General features: G+C 62.7%; 15 protein-coding genes. 6 read left to right on the top strand and 9 right to left on the bottom strand.

Features of this window, described 5'->3' with window-relative positions:
* Nucleotides 1-42: 42 nt before the first annotated feature.
* From NKI88_RS03360 to cpaB, 3 genes are all read right to left on the bottom strand, one after another.
* Nucleotides 43-309: a hypothetical protein gene (locus NKI88_RS03360; protein WP_352653733.1), complete on the bottom strand. Its 267-nt coding sequence runs from the start codon at nt 307-309 to the stop codon at nt 43-45.
* Between the two features lie 4 nt (nt 310-313).
* Nucleotides 314-1714: a type II and III secretion system protein family protein gene (locus NKI88_RS03355; protein WP_031244501.1), complete on the bottom strand. Its 1401-nt coding sequence runs from the start codon at nt 1712-1714 to the stop codon at nt 314-316.
* Nucleotides 1715-1792: 78 nt separating this feature from the next.
* Nucleotides 1793-2698, bottom strand: a complete 906-nt coding sequence (cpaB, locus tag NKI88_RS03350; RefSeq protein ID WP_023681601.1) for a Flp pilus assembly protein CpaB — start codon at nt 2696-2698, stop codon at nt 1793-1795.
* A 255-nt stretch (nt 2699-2953) separates the two neighbouring features.
* On the opposite strand from cpaB, the gene parE reads away from it, so the two are divergent.
* Both parE and NKI88_RS03340 read left to right on the top strand, forming a co-directional pair.
* On the top strand, nt 2954-5008 hold the full coding sequence (gene parE, locus NKI88_RS03345; RefSeq protein ID WP_352653732.1) for a DNA topoisomerase IV subunit B: 2055 nt from the start codon (nt 2954-2956) through the stop codon (nt 5006-5008).
* 102 nt (nt 5009-5110) lie between these two features.
* Nucleotides 5111-7180, top strand: a complete 2070-nt coding sequence (locus NKI88_RS03340) for an FUSC family protein (RefSeq protein ID WP_352653731.1) — start codon at nt 5111-5113, stop codon at nt 7178-7180.
* Nucleotides 7181-7184: 4 nt separating this feature from the next.
* Here NKI88_RS03340 and NKI88_RS03335 read toward each other — a convergent pair whose 3' ends face one another.
* Nucleotides 7185-8306 (bottom strand): DUF2336 domain-containing protein, encoded by a 1122-nt coding sequence (locus tag NKI88_RS03335; RefSeq protein ID WP_352653730.1) that lies wholly within the window; start codon nt 8304-8306, stop codon nt 7185-7187.
* Between the two features lie 59 nt (nt 8307-8365).
* Here NKI88_RS03335 and NKI88_RS03330 point away from each other — a divergent pair, with 59 nt between their 5' ends.
* Nucleotides 8366-8971, top strand: coding sequence for a MaoC family dehydratase (locus NKI88_RS03330; RefSeq protein WP_502909419.1), 606 nt, complete (start codon nt 8366-8368; stop codon nt 8969-8971).
* Nucleotides 8971-9846 carry an HpcH/HpaI aldolase/citrate lyase family protein gene (locus NKI88_RS03325; RefSeq protein WP_023710650.1) on the top strand — a complete coding sequence of 292 codons (876 nt, stop codon included), beginning with the start codon at nt 8971-8973 and terminating at the stop codon, nt 9844-9846. Before NKI88_RS03330 ends, NKI88_RS03325 begins: the two co-directional genes overlap by 1 nt.
* Here NKI88_RS03325 and NKI88_RS03320 read toward each other — a convergent pair.
* Together NKI88_RS03320 and NKI88_RS03315 are read right to left on the bottom strand one after the other, a co-directional pair.
* Nucleotides 9843-11744, bottom strand: a complete 1902-nt coding sequence (locus tag NKI88_RS03320) for a CASTOR/POLLUX-related putative ion channel (RefSeq protein WP_352653728.1) — start codon at nt 11742-11744, stop codon at nt 9843-9845. The genes NKI88_RS03325 and NKI88_RS03320 overlap by 4 nt on opposite strands.
* A gap of 111 nt (nt 11745-11855) precedes the next feature.
* Nucleotides 11856-12440 carry a nitroreductase family protein gene (locus NKI88_RS03315; protein ID WP_352653727.1) on the bottom strand — a complete coding sequence of 195 codons (585 nt, stop codon included), beginning with the start codon at nt 12438-12440 and terminating at the stop codon, nt 11856-11858.
* Nucleotides 12441-12604: 164 nt separating this feature from the next.
* On the opposite strand from NKI88_RS03315, the gene NKI88_RS03310 reads away from it, so the two are divergent.
* Both NKI88_RS03310 and NKI88_RS03305 read left to right on the top strand, forming a co-directional pair.
* Nucleotides 12605-13567, top strand: coding sequence for an RgsD C-terminal domain-containing protein (locus NKI88_RS03310; protein ID WP_023822991.1), 963 nt, complete (start codon nt 12605-12607; stop codon nt 13565-13567).
* Between the two features lie 156 nt (nt 13568-13723).
* The gene (locus tag NKI88_RS03305; protein WP_023818143.1) at nt 13724-14614 is read left to right on the top strand and encodes an ankyrin repeat domain-containing protein; all 891 of its coding nucleotides are present in this window, start codon (nt 13724-13726) and stop codon (nt 14612-14614) included.
* Nucleotides 14615-14699: 85 nt separating this feature from the next.
* On the opposite strand, the gene NKI88_RS03300 is transcribed toward NKI88_RS03305, so the two are convergent.
* The 3 genes from NKI88_RS03300 to NKI88_RS03290 form a co-directional block, all read right to left on the bottom strand.
* Entirely contained in the window at nt 14700-15638 is a 939-nt protein-coding gene (locus tag NKI88_RS03300) for a lysophospholipid acyltransferase family protein (RefSeq protein ID WP_352653726.1), read from the bottom strand.
* A gap of 85 nt (nt 15639-15723) precedes the next feature.
* On the bottom strand, nt 15724-17697 hold the full coding sequence (gene thrS / locus NKI88_RS03295; RefSeq protein ID WP_352653725.1) for a threonine--tRNA ligase: 1974 nt from the start codon (nt 17695-17697) through the stop codon (nt 15724-15726).
* A gap of 221 nt (nt 17698-17918) precedes the next feature.
* Entirely contained in the window at nt 17919-19682 is a 1764-nt protein-coding gene (locus NKI88_RS03290; RefSeq protein ID WP_352653724.1) for a tetratricopeptide repeat protein, read from the bottom strand.
* Nucleotides 19683-19767: the final 85 nt, after the last annotated feature.

Here is a 19767-nt window from a genome sequence, read left to right as displayed (position 1 = left end):
TGTCAGCCTGTCAGGTCATTCCCGGTCAAATCACTGGGCAAATCAATCGGTTGTCGCTGTCGGTTGCACGGCCTTGGCAGCAGCAGCCTGGTCGGCGGCGTTGACTGCCGCCTCACTGCGCTGCGCCGGCACCAGCAGCCTGGTGTTCTGGACGCCGTATTTCCAGGGATCGACCATCTGCATGGCCGTATTGGCGGCCTGTGCGTTGCCGGCCGCCATCGTCGGTCCCTCGGAGCGGACATAGTCGTCGCTGGTGCAGCCGCCGGCGAGGCCGGCGATCAGCAGGGCGATGCATGATTCCACGCGCATGGCTTCAATCCTTCGGCAGGTCGAGGAAATGCCCGACGGTGGTGACCGCGGCCGGCTGTGCCGTACTGCCGCTGGCCATTGCCACTGCACGATTGGCTTCGGACGATTTCACTTCCTCGGTGTTGTTGAGGAAATAGTCGACATTGCTGGCCGGCTGCGTGCCGTCGGTCGGCTCGAGCAGCTTCTTCGACGGATCGACCGGCTTGACCAGATAGGGGGTGACGATGATCACCAGATCGGTCTCGCGCCGCTGATAGGATTTGGAGGAGAACAGCGAGCCGAGCACCGGCAGCTTGCCGAGGCCGGGAAGACGCGATGTGGTAATGTCGTTCTGTGACTGCAGCAGGCCGGCGATCATGAAGCTCTGGCCATTCTTCAGGTCGACGGATGTCTTGGCGCGGCGCACGATAAAGCCCGGGACCGAGATATTGCCGATATTGTAGGAGGCCGAAGCGTCGATCGAGGACACTTCCGGCGCGATGTCGAGGCTCACCAGCCCGTCCTTGAGAACCGTCGGCGTGAAGTCGAGGCTGACGCCGTATTTCTTGTAGCTGACGGAAATCTTGCCATTGTCCTCGGAGACCGGGATCGGGAACTCGCCGCCGGCGAGGAAGCTTGCCGTCTGGCCCGAACGGGCGATCAGGTTCGGCTCGGCCAGCCGCCGGGCGAGACCACGTTCCTCTAGGGCCTTGATGGCGACGTCGATCGACAGGCCGTTGGACAGCAGCCGGCCGATGATCTCGCCATTGCCGGCTCCCGGCACCGAGCCCGGCTCGATGGTGACGTCGCGCCCGCCAATGCCGTAAGCAAAATTGGCGCTGTATTTGGCGCCGAGATCCTGTCCGGCCTGGCGATTGATCTCGACGAAGCGGACGTTGAGCTGAACCTGCTGCGAGGACGAGATGTTGACCGAATTGATCACTTCCTCATTGCCGGAGAAACGGCTGGCGATCTTGCTTGCCTTCTCGGCGGCGACCGCGTCATCGGCCTCGCCCGACAGCACGACGCGGCCATTGGCCGAGCCGACCTTGATCTTGGCGTCCGGCACGCTGGCGCGAATGGTGCTGGCCAGCTGGTCGGTGTCCAGCGTCACCTCGATGTCCACGGTGCCGACCAACTGCTTGTTCTCGTCGAACAGCGCGATGCCGGTGGTGCCGAGATTGTTGCCCAGCACATAGAAGGATTTGTCGGTCAGCGGATTGACGTTGGCGATCTCCGGATCGCCGATGACGATCTGGTAGAAGGCGGCATTGGTCATGACCGTCTTCGGCTTGCCCTTGGCTACCTTGATCGACGCATTCGTTGTCGACGAGACATGGACGATATCGTTGTCGGCCTTGGCTGGCGCACTGAGGCCGAGCATTGCGGCCGCGGCCAGGCAAGCCCCCACCGCAAGCGCCCGCATTGGGCGCAGCCCTTTCGTAGTTCGAAATGCATGAAGTCCCGACATCTGTCCCGTCCCTCGCCCGGTCCCCACCGGCAGTTATTGCTGGTCCCGCGCAGGAACCTGGTATTCTTCGACCTGCGTGCCGCGCGTCACGATGATCGTCTTGAATTTCGGCTTCTCAGGCTCCTTGGTCGCGGCAGTGAACAGCGCGCCGGCAGCGGCCTGGACGCCTGAGGCGACCGATCCGCCGAAGGACGAGATGGTGGTGACGCCGTCCTTGGCGGCCCCTCCGTCTGCGGCCGAGCGGAGCGACAGCGACAAGGTGCCGACGGTGCGGGCAAGCGCCACTTTCTGCGCGCCTTCGGTCGTCACCTCGATGGTCACGGAATTGGCGATCTGCGGTGTGGTCTGGCGCTCGTCGGCGCCCTGCCCCACGGTCAGCACCTTGGCGTCGGAGACGACGATCTCGGAGGTAACGGTCGATCCGGCAGCGCCCTGCGCGTTCTTGGCCACTTCCTGGATCTCGCCGGCATCGCGTGTCAGCACCACGTCGACCCGGTCGCCCGGCATGACGAAGCCGCCGACACCGGCTATCTCGTCGGTGCGGATTGTCACCGCCCGCATGCCGGGCGTCATCATGTTGGACAGCGTCGCGCGGCCGTTCGGCCCCGACAATTTGCTGATCAGCACCGGCTCGTTGATCTCGATCGGCGACAATACCACGCGGCTGCCTTCGGCGAGCAATGCATTGACTGTGGTGAACGCGCCCTGCGGCACCGAATCCTCGGACCATGGGATTTCGCTGAGCTGCGCCCGGTCAAGCTCCATGCCGTAACGCAGCGGCGCGTTGGCCACCACGATGGTCTTGAAGACAACCTTGGGGACGGCGGGCGCCGGGATCGACGCCGTTTTCTCTTCGGCATCGGCCTTGGCCTGGCTTTTCACCCAGAAATCCGCGGCAAAGATTGAAATCGCGCCGAAGACGGCAGCGATGCCAATCATCGTTATGACCTTGCCCCTCACAACCAACCCCTGACTCTCGTGGTCTTTTGTTTTGTTGGAGCGACGCTAGGCCGCTTTGTTAAAGATTCAGGAATCCCGGCGGCTCCGCACGGACCTATTTCCGCCGGCTTGGTTATCGAAAGGTTTTAGGATAAGAAGGGTTATCCCCGAACGTAACAGGAACTTCCGTCGCTTGGCGCCGAAAAGCGTGGCAGTATCGACGGGTGATTCGCGGCACCGGATTCTATGGCAGGCATGGACGACAACAACGATCTTTTCGGCAATCTGGAAAAGCAGCCCCAACCGGCTCGGACACCGGCGCGGCCGGCCGACCCGCTGCTGCAGGCCACGAAACGTTCCGTTGCGACCAAGGACGGCAGCGAGGGCTATAGTGCCGCCGACATCGAGGTGCTGGAGGGGCTGGAGCCGGTGCGGCGCCGTCCCGGCATGTATATTGGCGGCACCGACGACAAGGCGATGCACCATCTGTTTGCCGAGGTCATCGATAATTCGATGGACGAGGCGGTCGCCGGCCATGCCACCTTCATCGATGTCGAGCTGTCGGCCGACGAGTTTCTGACCGTCACCGACAATGGCCGCGGCATCCCGGTCGATCCGCATCCGAAATTCAAGAAACCGGCGCTCGAAGTCATCATGACGACGCTGCATTCGGGCGGCAAGTTCGATAGCAAGGTCTATGAGACCTCCGGCGGTCTGCACGGTGTCGGCGTTTCGGTCGTCAATGCGCTGTCGGACCATCTCGAAGTCGAGGTCGCGCGCGGTCGCCAGCTTTACCGCCAAAGGTTCTCGCGCGGCGTTCCGGTGAGCGGGCTGGAGCAGCTCGGCGAAGTGCACAACCGGCGCGGCACCAAAATCCGCTTCCATCCCGACGAGCAGATTTTCGGCAAGGGCGCCGCCTTCGAGCCGGCGCGGCTCTATCGCATGACCCGCTCGAAAGCCTATCTGTTCGGCGGCGTCGAGATCCGCTGGAGCTGCGACCCATCGCTGATCAAGGAAAAGGACCAGACGCCGGCCAAGGCGGAGTTCCATTTCCCCGGCGGCTTGAAGGACTATCTCAAGGCATCGCTCGGCGATGATTTCCAGGTGACCCGCGAAATCTTCGCCGGCAAGAGCGAGAAGCAGGGCGGCCACGGTTCGCTGGAATGGGCGGTGACCTGGTTCGGCGGTGACGGCTTCGTCAACTCCTACTGCAACACCATCCCGACCGGCGAAGGCGGCACGCATGAGGCCGGCTTTCGCAATGTGCTGACGCGCGGGCTTCGGGCCTATGCCGACCTGGTCGGCAACAAGCGCGCCTCGATCGTCACCTCCGAAGACGTGATGATCTCGGCGGCAGGCATGCTGTCGGTGTTTATTCGCGAGCCGGAATTCGTCGGCCAGACCAAGGACAGGCTGGCAACGATCGAAGCCATTCGCATTGTCGAGACCGCCATCCGCGATCCCTTCGACCACTGGCTGGCCGACAATCCGCAGGAAGCCTCCAAGCTGCTGGAATGGGTGATTGCGCGCGCCGACGAGCGGGTGCGCCGGCGCCAGGAAAAGGAGGTGTCGCGCAAGAGCGCGGTGCGCAAGCTGCGCCTTCCCGGCAAGCTCGCCGACTGCACGCAGAACGCCGCCGCGGGCGCCGAACTGTTCATCGTCGAAGGCGACTCGGCCGGCGGCTCGGCCAAGCAGGCGCGCGACCGTGCGAGCCAGGCGGTGCTGCCGCTGCGCGGAAAAATCCTCAACGTCGCCAGCGCCGGCAACGACAAGCTCGCCGCCAACCAGCAGATATCGGACCTGATTCAGGCGCTCGGTTGCGGCACGCGCTCGAAATACCGCGACGAGGATTTGCGCTACGACCGCGTGATCATCATGACCGACGCCGACGTCGACGGCGCTCACATAGCGTCGCTGCTGATCACCTTCTTCTACCAGGAAATGCCGAACCTGGTGAATGGCGGCCATCTGTATCTGGCGGTGCCGCCGCTCTATTCGATCCGGCAAGGCGGCAAGGTTGCCTATGCCAGGGACGATGCGCACAAGGACGAGCTGTTGCGCACCGAATTCACCGGCCGCGCCAAGGTCGAGATCGGCCGCTTCAAGGGCCTGGGCGAGATGATGGCCGCGCAGCTCAAGGAAACCACCATGGACCCGAGAAAGCGCACGCTGCTCAGGGTCGATGTTATCGACGCCGTGGCGGCGACCAAGGATGCTATCGACGCGCTGATGGGCACCAAGCCGGAAGCCCGCTTCCGCTTCATCCAGGAACGCGCCGAATTCGCCGCGACGGAAGTGCTGGATATCTGAGCGCCGGCCAACTCTTCGTTTTGACGCAGTTCCGGGCGGAAAACCGTTTCACACTTTTCCTGGAACTGCTCTAGCCTGCGCTTCCGATACGGAGACCAGCTTGTGATCTGGGCGCGGCTGAAGAGCTACTTCGAAACCAGTTTGGCGGGCCTGACGCAGCCGACGCGCTCGGATTGGATTTTCGCCCTGCGCACGGTTTCGGCCGGTCTGATCGCGCTTCTCGCTGCTTACGCGCTAAAACTCGACCACCCGCAATGGGCGATGATGACGGTCTTCATCGTCGCCCAGCCGGTCGCCGGCATGGTGCTGGCGAAAGGTTTTTACCGGCTGCTCGGCACGCTGGCCGGTGGACTTGCGGCGATCGGCATCACCTCGGTTTTCGGCACCAATCCCTGGCTGCTGGTCACGGCGCTATCCGTCTGGATTGGGCTGTGCACGCTGGTTTCGTCGCTGCTGCGCAATCCGGAAGCCTATGGCGCCGCACTTGCCGGCTATACCGCGATGATCATTGGGCTGCCGGCTTTCGGCCAGCCGCATGTGGTCGTCGATCTCGCTGTCGCGCGCTGCGCCGAGATCGTGCTCGGCATCGTCTGCGCCGGCCTGACCAGCCGGCTGATCCTGCCCAAGCTGGCCGCTGATGCCATCATCTCCAGGCTGAAGCGCAGCATCCTCGACCTCGCAACCTATGCAGGCGGCGCTTTTTCCGGCGGCGACCCCGCGACGCTGGCCGGCCTGCACCGCAAGCTGATCAGCGACGCCCAGATGCTGGCCGAGATGCGCACCTATGCTCGGCTCGAAGCACCGAGCTTCGCCACCCGCGCCCATCCGGTCCGCCTCACCATCGGTCAGCTTCTGTCGGCGCTGTCGGCGGCACGCGCGCTGCATTCGCATGCCGCGCCGAAAAGCGCAGCCCTCATTCCGGTGCGCTCGGAACTGCAGTCGCTGGTCAGCGAACTGGCAGCCACGCCCGAGGCGCTGGAGGACACGTCGCCCTGGGTGACGCGGCTCGACGCGATTGCCGGCAAGGCCCGGCAAATGCCCGACGCCTCGACCGATCAGGGCGACGACAGGGTCGGCACCATCACGCGCCTCACCATCGCCGCCGATTTCGCCGAAGCCTTCAAGCAGGTGCTGCGCGGCCTCGACGCCCTGCGCGCACCGGTGACGCGCCCGAGCCGGAGCAACAGGCAGCTGCCCGCGCTGGTGGTGCATCGCGATTATCCCGGGGCTTCGCGCAATGCCATACGCGCCGCCCCTGCCACGCTGGCGGTCGCCGCCTTCTGGCTGACGACGAAATGGTCCGACGCGGCCGGCACCGTTATCCTCGTTGCGGTCGTCTCCAGTCTTTTCGCCGTGCGGCCTGACCCGGTGCGGGTGTCCTGGGGCTTCTTCAAGGGTACGCTGCTGGCTTTGCCCTTTGCCTTCCTTGTTGGCCAGGTCGCGCTGCCTGCTTTGCCCGGCTTCGGCTGGTTCACGCTGTTTGTCGTGCCGATCCTGGTACCGACGGCGCTGGGCATGGCCAATCCGCGCACCGTCGGCGTGGCGACGGCCTTTGCAATCAATTTCCTCGCCTTCCTCAGCCCGCATCAGGCGATGACCTATGCCCCAGGCCCGTTCTTCGCCGGCTCGGCGTCGGTGCTGGTCGGCATCCTGCTGGCCATCGGCGTCTTCATCGTGGTGCTGCCGGTGGATCCATGGCGCGCGGCCAACCGCATCGTGCGGGCCATGCGCGAGGATCTGGCGCGGCTGTGTCTGCACGAGCGGGTACCGCGGCGTTCGGCCTTCGAGAGTCTGGCCTATGACCGCATCAACCAGCTGATGCCGCTCTTGCAAAATGCCGGCAGGAAGGGCGATGCGATCTTGGGCGGCGGGGTCGCCGCCGTTGCCGTCGGCCTCGAAATCCTGCGCCTGCGCGCCGCGCAGCAGAGCCCGTCCACTCCTTCCGACACCGCGCTCTCGATCGCCAATTTCCTGCGCGGCCTGGCGCGTGAACTGCTCTTTCGCGCAACCGGCGATCCACAGACAGCAACTGTCACTGTGGCCCGGCAATATGCAGCCAGCCATTCAGAGCGCAGCGGCGGTGCGGATATGCTGCAGATCGCAGCCTCGCTACGCATCATCGCCGCCGCGATCGAGGATTTCCCGGATTTCTTCGCCAAGGACCGAGTTTAGGGCGTCAGGCCGCGGCTATCGCCAGCGCATGCCCGCGCGCGTTTTCCCGCAGCGCGTCGAGGTGGATCGACTTGACCAGGCCGGCGAGATCGCCCTCGGTGGCCGGACCGCCGAGCTCCTTCAGCATCAGCCAGCTGACCTCCTGCACGCCGGCGAGGCGCTTGCCGTTGGCGACCTCGCGCCAGATTTTGAGCGCGCGCAGGATGATGCCATGGGTGGAAGCGGCAAGGCCGGCGCTGCGGAAGAGCGCCTGCAACGCAACGTCCTGGCCGCCTGCGAGCAAGGCCCGCACCCGCTGCTCCGACTGCTGGCTGAGCGCAACCAGGGCCGAGCCGAAAAAGTCGACCTTGCCGTGGGCAATGGCACGGATGATGAAACTTGCGGTCAGGTCGCCGCGCAGGCGCAGATGTTCGATAAGTGCCGCATGTTCCTCAGTGCGCGTGCCTTCGACCAGCCGCACCGAAGCCTTGACGCAAGCATCGCGCGTGACCCGCTCGGCTCTGGCCGCCCCCATCAGCGCCATCACCAGCGGCGAAGCCTTCAGCGTTTCGCCGAGCTTGACCAGCAGCATGTGCCGGCAGTCGGCCGGCAGCCGCACATCCCTGACCATTGCCTCGCGCAAATGAGCGATATGGCCATGCCGCTCGGCCATGCGGCGGAAGCTGAGCGACGCGATATCGGCGCCGTCATTGGCGAGCAGCGCCGCACACGCTTCCGGTTCGCCGATCTCGGCGATTGCCGCGGCAACCGCCATCGAAACGACCGGCCGGTCGGCGATCAGTTTTTGCGTCGCCTTGTGACCGGCCGCGACGCGGTCGATCAGGTCGGCATCGGTGAGCAGCGGCGACCGCGCCAGCACCAGGGCTGCCACTTCCGGCTGATCGGAGGCAAGCGCGCTGATGATCTGCAGCGGCGCGTGATGGCTCATCGACAGCGCTTCGGCCATAGCCAGCCGCACCTTCGACGAGGCGTCGTCGAGCAGCAGCGTCAGCGCCGCTTCGGCCGCGCAACGGTCTTCGAAAGGCAGGTCGGAATTGACGTAGGCGCGGGCCAGCGCGCTCGCCGCCGCGGCGCGCTCCGAAACTCTCGCGGTGTAGATCCATTTGAGAAAATGCGAGACAACCATACTGCCTGCTACGCCCCTTGCCGGAAAGCTTCCGACCCCAGGAATGACCCTAGGCAGAAATGGTTTACGAACGGTTCACCATGTTTGTTAATGCATGTCGCTCGAAAGTGGCCCCGGTTTCGAGGCAACGACATGCATCAAAACAAAGACTTAAAACTTGCGGGTGGCATGGGCAGCGCCTATCAACCGTCAGGCAGCGGAGGAGAAAAACGATGCCCGGGCTTTATCTCGAAGAGTTCGTCGTCGGACATGTCTTTCGGCACACGCTGCGCAAGACCGTCACCGAAAGCGACAACATGCTGTTCTCGGTGATGACGCTGAACCCGCAGCCGCTGCACATCGACTTCGACTTCGCCGCCAAGAGCGAATGGGGCAGACCGCTGGTCAATTCGCTGTTCACGCTCGGCCTGATGATCGGCATTTCCGTCAATGACATCACCGTCGGCACCACAATTGCCAATCTCGGCATGAAGGAGACGGTGTTTCCGCACCCGGTCTTCCACGGCGACACCATCCGTGTTGAAACGACGGTGCTCTCAGTCAGGGACTCGAAATCGAAGCCGGACCGCGGCATCGTCGAGTTCGAGCATCACGCCTACAATCAGAACGATGTGCTCGTTGCCAAATGCACGCGCCAGGCGATGATGATGAAAAAGGCGGGCTGATGCGCTCGCTGCTGTTTGTGCCCGGGGATTCCAAAAAGAAACTGGAGAAGGGTTTTGGCGCCGGCGCCGACGTGGTCATCGTCGACCTTGAGGATTCCGTGGCGCCACAAAACAAGCCGTCGGCACGCGACATCGCAGCACGCTTTATTGCCGGCAACAGGCAGCAGACAAGCTCCGCCATCTATATCAGAGTCAACGACCTATCGACCGGGTTGACCGACGATGATCTGGCCGCCCTGGTTCCGGTCAAACCCGACGGCATCATGCTGCCGAAGTCGAACAGCGGCCAGGATGTCCAGCAGCTATCCGTAAAGCTCCGCGTACATGAGGCCGAAAACGGATTGCCGGATGGCGCGATCAAGATCCTGCCGATCATTACCGAGACCGCTGCTGGGTTGCTGGCCGCCGCGACCTATGCCGGGGCAAGCGCCAGGCTTGCCGGCCTCACCTGGGGTGCCGAAGATCTGTCGGCGGCGATCGGCGCGCAGGCTGCGCGCGACGACAACGGCCGCTACACCGATGTCTTCCGCCTTGCCCGCACCATGACCATCCTTGCCGCCGGCGCAGCTGAAGTCGCGGCGATCGACACGGTTTTCCCCGCCTTTCGCGACATGGCCGCCTTCGAAGCCGAATGCACGGAGGCCGAGCGTGACGGCTTTACCGGCAAGATGGCGATCCATCCGGCGCAAGTGCCGGTCATCAACGCCGCCTTCACGCCATCGGCGGAGGCAGTGCAACGCTCGCAGGCCATCGTCGCGGCCTTCGAGGCGGCCGGAAATCCCGGCGTGGTCGGCATTGACGGCAAGATGTATGACCGGCCGCATCTCAGGCTCGCCGAACGGCTTCTGGCTCGCGCCAAGGCAGTCGGGGTTTAGTCCCGCGCCAGCACGATGACCCGGTCCTCAGGCAGGTAGGCCAGCGCTTGCGACTTCAACGGGTTGACGGTGACGCCGCCCAGAGCCCGCTCATCACTCTGCGCAGCGCGAACGCGCCTATGACCGATGGCGATCTCGCCGCGCAGCCGCGCCGATTCCGCGATCGTCCAGAACGTCAACGGCTGATCGATGGCGACATAGTGGCCGACCGGACGCATGTAGATTTCGGAGCCCTCCTCGTCGAGCAGGTCATCGAAGATCGCGGCGAGATGCTGGTTCTCCGATGCCTGCGCCAGCATCAGGCTGACCAGCCGGTTGCTGACGACGAAGTCATCGGCCTTGGTCACCGCCGCCAACTCGCGGTTGCGCACGTCGATCATTTCGCTGACAATCGAGATATGGGTGCCGGCATCGTCTGCGATTTTGCGCAAATGCAGCAGCGTCACCAGCGTGCGCGTATCGGCGGGCTGCGCTGCCATGGTCTCGCTGTAGCCGAGGACGAGCACGTGGTCGTAAGAAGGCACGTCCAGACTTGCCAGTGCTGTTCTGCTCGACGTGTCGGTGATGCGGCAGGAAACCGCCAGATTGTCGCCGACGACCGGCAGTCCGGCAACTTCCTGCTCGAGGCCAGGGGTATCGGCGGCGATGGTCAGGATTGACCCAGGTGCGACGTAGCGCGACAGTTCATAGGTTATGATCGGACCGCGCCGGTTCCAGCCAAGGATCAGTGTGCGCTCCGGCTTCGCCTCGATGGGCTGATGGCGAAGAATCGCCGCGGCATCGATCTTGGCTCCGGCGCTTCCCAGCTTGATGGCGGCATCGTCCTCGGCAATGATGATGGCGCGCATGTCCTTGCCGATTACCAGCTCCGACGGCGGGTTGAGATTGACGCGCCCCTGCTGGTCGCAGAGCCCGATCAGCGTGCAATGCTCATACGCCATCACTGCCTCGCCGAAGGTCTTGCCGGTGAGATCAGGCTGCTCGGTCGTGTAGATTTCGCAGCCGTCGAAATCGAGCAGCTCCGAATAGACGCCGCTGAGACCCGACTGCCGGCTCGAATGCACGACGATGCGCGAGATCAGCTGGTCGGCCAGGACAAGCTGTACCTCGGCCCCGCCGACGACGCGGGCGACCTCGGCGTTCTTTCCGTCGCGGATCTCGGCGGCGATGTTACAGGGCGCCGTGCGCCGGTTCGGGTCGTTGGCCAGCGCCAGCACCGTCTTGATCACCTGCGAATCCGGGTCGTCGCCGTCCGGCGACAGCACGATGATCGAGCGCGAGGTCTGCGGGTTGACGATGGCCAGATCGTAGAGGTCGGTCGGGTCGCCGCTGCGGCAGATGATGCGTGTATTGCCCAGTCTGCCCACTTTGGCGGCGATCTCGTCCTCCATCGCCACCTTGTCCATATTGGCCATGACGACGATGCGCGGATGGCGGCGGCTGGCATTGGCAATGACGAGTTCGGAGATGACGTCGAAGATCGACGGCGACCAGTTGAGGATGATGGTGTGGTCGCTCTCCAGCACCCGCGAACGGCCCTTGCGCAATTCATCGAGCTTGCTGTCGACGCCGGCGCTGAGCACGCCGATGAGGGCCGACACGACGAAGATGCCGGCGAGCGTGACGAACAGCATGACGAGACGAAAGGCCCAGCCGGTGTCGCCGCCCATCGTGCCGGGATCGAGCGTGCGCATCAGCGATTCCCAGAATGCTTCGAAGAAGTTCAGTGGTTCGCCGCCCTCCGGCGCGATGCGGGTCACCGCAAGAAAAGCCGCGGCGGCGATGATGATCAGCAGCGAAGCGACGGCGAGCCAGCCGATCAGCGCGATCGGCCCGGCCGCCATGCTCTTGTCAAACCCATAGCGCAGCCGGGTTCGCAGCGAGTCTCGTTTTTTCATGTCGCCGGCGACCCCCAAAAAAATCCCCATGGTCGATGCGCCAACCCCCAACGCATCGCCGAAGCCGCTGTCTTAGCCTGTGTTTAAATAAAGGGGAATCGCTTTCGGGTGTCAGCCGTTCCACGGCCCCGCATAATCGGCATAGAGCTTTGCCGGATCGGGCCGCGGCCGTTCCGGCGCCGGTCCCTGATAGCAGCCGATATGGACGAAGCCGACAACACGTTCCTGTGGCGCCACTCCCAGCAGCGCCCTGCCCTCCGCCACCTCGGAATACCAGTTGCTGATCATGTTGGTGCCGTAGCCCAGCGCATTGGCTGCGATCATCAGGTTCATCGCCGCCATGCCGCCGGACAGGAACATTTCCCATTGCGGGATTTTTGGATTGTCCTTCGGGCTCGAGACCACGCCGATCACCAGCGGCGCACGCGAAAACCGAGCCAGTTCCTGGTTGCGGCGGTTTTCCGGCAGCGGTCCTTCGCGCTGTTCGGCGAGCGCCGCCAGCTTCCTGCCGATCTCGACGCGCGCCTCGCCGCGATAAAGGATGAAGCGCCACGGCTCCAGCCGGCCGTGATCGGGCACCCGGCTTGCAGCCGCGATCATGGTCGCGATATCGCCATCGCTGGGCGCCGGTTCCTTCAATTCAGGAATCGGTGCGGAGTTTCGGGTCAGCAGGAAGTCGATGATCGGCGACGCCATGGGGGCCAGGTCTCCTAAAGCACTCGATTTTGAGCTGAAGCGCGCGATTGCGGGTGGGGCGGCTCGTGCATTGGTGCGGACGCGCCGAGCGAAAGAGCCGTTGCCAAGGCGGATCGGACTCTTAAGCCTTGAAATTGCCACCGCCTTGGGCTTCAACGCAAGGCATGTTTGAGGGGACATCGCGCCTTTTCCTGATTTGGCTCGCCGTAGCGCTGTTTGCGCCGGCCTCGATGGCCATGGCGCAGAATGCCGACGGCATCGGCAATCTGAAACTTCCCGATATTTCGAGCTATGCGACGCCCAAGGGCGAGACGCCGCTGGCGCTCAGTGGCGGCGGCGCCATAACGCTGTCGGCGCAGTTGACCGACAAGGGCGCCGACATCACGCGCGGCATCGTCTGGCGCGTCTTCAAGCCCGAGGCCGCCGGCGACGGCAAGCTGCCGATGGTGGCTTCCGCGCATGGCGGCAGCGCTGTGTTCCAGCTCGAGCCCGGCAGCTATCTGGTCCACGCCTCCTACGGACGCGCCGGCGCCACCAAGCGCATCACCGTCGGCAAGGACGCCAGGCGCGAAAGCCTGGTGCTCGATGCCGGCGGCCTCAAGCTCGACGCGGTGCTGTCGGGCGGCGTGCGTATTCCGCCGAAAAAACTGCGCTTCTCCATTTATGAGGGCACCGCCGAGGCCAATGGCGACCGCGCTTTGATCATTCCCGATGTCGAGCCGAACAGCGTCGTGCGGCTCAACGCCGGCGTTTATCATGTCGTCTCCACCTATGGCGCGGTCAATGCCGTCATTCGCTCCGACATCCGCGTCGAGGCCGGCAAGCTGACCGAAGCCACCGTCGAGCATCGCGCGGCGGAGGAGACCATGAAGCTGGTGCGCGAAACCGGCGGCGAGGCCATCGCCGATACATCCTGGTCGCTGCTCAACGAATCCGGCGATCCGATCAAGGAGGCCGTCGGCGCCTTCGCCTCGATGGTGCTGGCCGAAGGCCAATACACCATCATCGCCAAGAACCGCGACCGCATCTACCAGAAGGATTTCACCGTGGTCGCCGGGCAGAACCAGGAGATCGAGGTGCTGGCCACTGATGCCTCTGCGATCGATCCGGAGGAAGGCGCCGACTAGGTTGTGGACTCATAAGCCCGAAGCCACAGCCGGACGGATCGACCTTGCGATTCGTTTCTAGGCACCGGTTGGAGTGGCCACGATCCGGCATTCGTGGTATGTTTTTGCGGCCTTGAAAGCATGACCCGTACCGCAGTTTGCCTTGGGAGATGCCAAATGCGCATGTCCTTGCTTTTCATTCCACTACTGCTTGCACCGATTGTATCGCATGCCGCCGGCATTCACGACGCCGCCATGAAGGGCGATGTCGCGGCGATCACGGCAGCGCTCGACGCTGGTGCCGGCGTCGATGAGAGCGACGGGCGCACGACACCACTCTATCTTGCGGTCAAGGGCGGTCATTTTGCAGCGGCAAAACTGCTCATTGAACGCGGTGCCGACGTCAACGCCGTCCCGGACCCGCGTTTGGGTCCTGCCCTTATTCTGGCTTTGGCAAAACGCAGGACCGATTTGATCAATCTGTTGCTGGACGGGGGCGCAAATCCAAATTCGAAGCGCAGCCGCGAAAACGCTATCCACATCGCGGTCAATCTCGGTTGCCTCGATTGCGTGAAAGCACTGGTTGAGGCCGGCGCGGACGTGAATGCGAAGACAAAGGACGGCAAGACACCGCTCCATCTGGCAAAATTCAAGGGGCAACGCGAAGTTGCTGACTATCTCATGTCGCACGGCGTTGTGTTGCCAACGCCAGCTCCGATCTCGATGAAGTTGGCTGCTGCCGATGTCGAGAAAGGCCGAACCTACTTCACACACGTGTGCCACGGTTGCCACAATGCCGAGCCACAGGGAGGGATCAAAACGGGACCGAACTTATGGGGCGTCGTCGGCCGCGACAAGGCATCCATGGCAAATATGCGTTACTCCGACACCTTGCTGGCCTTAGAGGGTGTATGGACGTACGAGGACCTGAACAAATATCTGCTTGAGCCCATGCTCACCACGCCGGGTGTTTACATGGAGGTGCCTGGCGTCCCGGACGAGACCGAACGGGTCAACCTGATCGCCTACTTGCGTACACTCAGCGACAAACCGCTCCCACTGCCCTAGGAGCTGTTGAGCAAAAGGGCCGAGGTTGTCGAAAATTTGACCGACTGAATGTCGTTTATGAGTACACGCCCTAGTTTAGCGTCTCTCAAGCTGCCTTGCGCATACGGCGCGGCAGGAAGTGGACGCGGCGGCGCGGTGCGTCGGGCGCCAGGTCGAAGACACCGCGATGAAGACGGTCGAGCAGCGTCTTGCGGTCGCGCAATGGCTCCAACTCATCCCAGCTCAGCACATCGCCGACGCGCACGTCGATCGCCTTGCCGGACAGCCGCGCAAATTCGCGGATGAGCATTGAAAGGCGCAACGTCCGCGACGCCTTGCCGACGAATTTCGCCAGCCCTCCTTCGCGCTCGGCCATGTTCATCGGACCGCTGACCAGATGGAACAGCCGGCCGTTCTGACCTGAAAAATGCATCGGCACCACCGACGCCTTGGGGTCCTGCACGAGGCGCGTCGGAAACATCTTCCACGGCAGGTCGCGCGCCCGGCCAAAGCCTTTCGGCGCGGTGGCGACGCCGCCGGCCGGAAATACCACGATGGTGACGCCCTCTTTCAACAGCCGCACTGCCTCGTGGCGCACCGCCATGTTGTTCTTCACCGCGTCCTTGGTCTCGGAAAAGTCGATCGGCAGCGAATACGGTTCCATCTCGCGGACCTTCAGCAGGTCCTTGTGGATCATGACGCGGAACGGACGCCCGAGCTGCTCGACGAGCGACAGCACGGCAATGCCGTCGCCAATGCCGAACGGGTGGTTGGCGACGATCACCAGCGGCGTGTCGGGCAGCCCCGCCGGCGGCCACTGATCGGTGCTGCGCACCTTGACGTCGATCAGCTGCAGCATGCGGCTGAACACCCGCTCGCCGGTCGGCGCCACCTGGCGGCGCCAGAAATCATAGAGCGCGGCAAAGCGGTCGCGGCCCGACAGGCCTTCAATGGAATGGATGAACCAGCGCGTCAGCACCGGCTGGCTCGCATTGGCGTAGGAGAGTTCGGGAAACGGTCTTTCCCGTATCTTCAGCTTGAGCATGGGGGCTCGTTACAAGGTTGGCGTGACAGGCACGTGAAAATGGCGGTGGATCGCTCCACCGCCATTTCTCCGAAATATTGATTGCTCAGGCCGCGCTGCGCCTTCGGTCGGGCGAAACAGCCTCGTCGGAAAGCAGCTTCAGCGCGTCGGCCAGCTTGAGCGATTCCTGATCGCGCGAGCCGAGCCGGCGGATGTTGACTGTCTCCTCCTCCGCCTCGCGCTTGCCGCAGACGAGGATCACAGGAACCTTGGCCAGCGAATGCTCACGCACCTTGTAGTTGATCTTCTCGTTGCGCAGATCCGATTCGGCCAAAAGTCCTGCCGCCTTCAACTGTGCGACAACCTTTCGCGCATAGTCGTCAGCATCCGAGGTGATCGTCGCCACAACCACCTGCAGCGGCGCGAACCACAGCGGGAAATGGCCGGAATAATGCTCGATCAGGATGCCGAGAAAGCGTTCCATCGAACCGCAGATGGCGCGATGCACCATCACCGGCTGCTTCTTTTCCGAATCCGAACCGATGTAGAAGGCGCCAAAGCGTTCCGGCAGATTGAAGTCGACCTGCGTGGTGCCGCACTGCCATTCGCGGCCGATGGCGTCCTTCAGCACATATTCGAATTTCGGCCCGTAGAAAGCGCCCTCGCCCGGATTGATCGAGGTCTTGATGCGGTTTCCCGATCGCGTCCTGATCGTATCCAGCACGTTGCCCATGATCGCCTCGGCATGATCCCAGGCCTCGTCGGTGCCGACGCGCTTATCCGGCCGCGTCGACAGCTTCACGCTGACATCGTCGAAGCCGAAATCGGCGTAGGTCGACAGGATCAGATCGTTGATGCGCAGGCATTCCGCGGCCAGTTGCTCCTCGGTGCAGAAGATATGCGCATCGTCCTGCGTGAAGCCGCGCACGCGCATCAGCCCGTGCAAGGCGCCGGACGGTTCGTAACGATGCACATTGCCGAATTCCGCAAGCTTTACGGGCAGATCGCGATAGGATTTCAACCCATGCTTGAATATCTGCACGTGGCCCGGACAATTCATCGGCTTCAGCGCGAACACGCGGTCGTCGTCGGTGTCGTCGCCGGCCACCGTCACCTTGAACATGGCATCGCGATACCAGCCCCAGTGGCCCGACGTCTCCCACAGGCTCTTGTCGAGAACCTGCGGTGCGTTGACCTCCTGGTAGCCCTGCTCGTCGAGGCGGCGGCGCATGTAGTTGACCAGATTCTGGAACATCTTCCAGCCCTTGGCGTGCCAGAAGACGACGCCCGGCCCCTCTTCCTGGAAATGGAACAGGTCCATCTCGCGGCCGAGTTTGCGGTGGTCGCGCTTCTCTGCCTCTTCCAGCATCGTCTGGTAGGCATCGAGTTCAGCTTGCTCGGCCCAGGCCGTGCCGTAGATGCGGGTCAGCATCGGGTTGTTCGAATCGCCACGCCAATAGGCGCCGGCCACCTTCATCAGCTTGAAGGCGTTGCCGATCTGCCCGGTGGAGGCCATGTGTGGGCCGCGGCAGAGGTCGAACCAGTCACCCTGGGAATAGATCTTGAGATCCTGGTCTTCGGGAATGGCGTCGATCAGTTCGAGCTTGTAGCGCTCGCCCTTCTCGGCAAAGACCTTTTTCGCCTTGTCGCGCGACCAGACTTCCTTGGTGAACGGCTTGTTGCGCGCAATGATCTCGCGCATCTTCTTTTCGATCACCGGGAAATCGTCAGGCGTGAACGGCTCGTTGCGGGCGAAGTCGTAATAGAATCCGTTCTCGATCACCGGCCCGATGGTCACTTGCGTTCCCGGCCACAGTTCCTGCACGGCCTCCGCCAGCACGTGTGCTGCATCATGACGGATGAGCTCCAGCGCGCGCGGATCGGTGCGGGTGATGATCTCGACCTTGCCGGACTTGCCAAGCGGGTCGGAAAGATCGCGAACGGTGCCGTCGATGGCATAGGCGACGGCTTTCTTGGCCAGCGACTTCGAGATCGATTCGGCGAGGCCTGCACCGGTCATCGCCGCGTCATAGTCGCGAACGGAGCCATCGGGAAATGTCAGGGAAACGGAATTCAGCATTTGTATCTCCTATCCAGTCCCGCAAACGAGCGCGGGTGGTCGTGGTGTGAAGCCGGAGGCATCCGGCAGCGGGCAGGTTTTAGAGGCAGCACGGTGTGAGGTAAAGAGCGCTGGTAGTGTGTCAGTTTGAATTCCAGTTGGAACGTTGCCATTGGCCTCCCCGATCGGAACGACCAAGGACCGCCACTTTGCAGCCGTTCAAGGCTAGCGCGAGCTTTCACTCACTCGCGCAGACCTGCCTTGCGCAAGTTCTCGCGAAGATGTTCCAAGTCACCTGAGTTCTTGTATGGCGCCATGTCCGAGGTCGTTCTCATCGTGATTGTGGCTCGCGGCTCCAGCTGCAAAATGTGCTCGATGACCTGCTGCGCTTCGTCTTCGCTCCCTAGCGCCGCGTAGCTCGCTGCCAGGTATAAGTGTTGGTATACGGTGTCGAGGGTTCGTAGACCTTCCAACGCCGCGATCGCTTCACGATATCTGCGAACGTCGTAGTAAATCTGGCCAATCTGTAGGATGTACCACTCGGGGTAGTGAGGGTTGAGACGCATGGCTTTTTGCGCCGTCTCAAGGCCTTCCTGTGCCCTCCCACAATAACTTAGGCAGGAACCGTAATCCAACAGCACGTCGGCGTCATTTGGATTAAGCTCAAGGGCCCGTTGATACTCAACGATAGCGCGTTCGTATTGTCCGCAAAATAGGCAGTGCCCTGCGAGCGCATAGTGCCCCCATGCCTCGGCGTCGTCCCGTTCGATCGCCAAATTGGCGTATTTCAGGCCACATGCCAGTGAAGCCTCGGGATTCGCGCTCCAACCGTCGCTTGCGTCGATCATGTGCGTCCAAGCGAGCTTGGCAAACGCCTTTCCGAACTTCGGATCGAGTTCGCCTGCCTTCTCAAAGAGTTCCCGAGCACGCAAGTTGTCTTGTTTTGTGTAGCGGTTGAGAGACTCCATGCCGCGCACGAAATAGTCCAGCGCCTCAAAATTCCGCGTCCCGGCGACTTCCGGGCGCTCTTGCCACGCCTTTAACAGTCGGCCTCCGTACGCTGTGGCTAAACTGCCGATTATTCTTTCAGTGACATCGTCCTGCACGGCAAAGATGTCCTCGATGCCTCGGTCGTAGCGCTCTGCCCAAAGGTGCCGCCCAGTCTTGCCGTCAATGAGCTGGGCGGTAATCCGGACCCGGTCCTTCGACGTCTGTACACTGCCCTCCAAGATATAGCGGGCACCCAGCTCTCGGCTGGCATCCTGTATCTTCGTGGCTTTGCCCTTGTAAGCAAACGTCGAATTACTGGCGATGACGGAAAGATCGCGAAACCGAGACAATCCGGTGATGACGTTCTCTGTGATCCCATCCGCAAAGTAGTCCTGCTGACGGTCGTCGCTCATATTGACGAACGGCAGCAAAGCGATGGATGGCTTATCAGCAAGCGACGCCGGCGAAGTGGGGGCCGCTTCGGGACCGTCGAGGCGCACCGCATAAGCTCGCACGGGGCGTTCAATATTTTTAAGTATCTGCTCACCAATGTCGTCGAATTGCAGTTCAAGCCGGTTTCCGAGGTGATCTCGCACCGTGCCCGAAACCATAACACCTCCAACAGGAGCGATGCCTTCGAGCCTTGTCGCCACGTTCACGCCGTCACCCAACAGATCGTCATCCTCGACGATTACGTCACCGAGGTTGATCCCAACGCGGAATTGTATTCTTCGGTCCTCGGACAGTTTTGCGCTGCGACCCGACATGGCACGCTGCATAGCAACGGCACAAGCCACGGCGTTCACGACACTTGGAAACTCGGCGAGGATGCCGTCGCCAGTCGTTTTGAAGATGCGACCTTGGTGCTCGGCCATATTTGGGTCGATAAGGTGGGCCCGTATCTCCTTCAGATCGGCAAGTGTGCCGGCCTCGTCGCTGCCCATCAGGCGCGTATACCCCACCACGTCAGCGGCCAGAATTGCGGCAAGACGGCGTTGGACGCGTCCTTCGGTCATGTGGTGCATTGCTTTCAAGAGCAACAGGACCGGGATTGTAAGGGCGACGGCCGACAGAGTCCACGAGCCGGAACGTCGACTGATA

This window comes from Mesorhizobium sp. M0317 (genome assembly GCF_040321555.1).
GTDB lineage: Bacteria > Pseudomonadota > Alphaproteobacteria > Rhizobiales > Rhizobiaceae > Mesorhizobium.
Note: the sequence above shows the minus strand (reverse complement) of the source record. Positions and strands in the feature narration are given on the sequence as shown.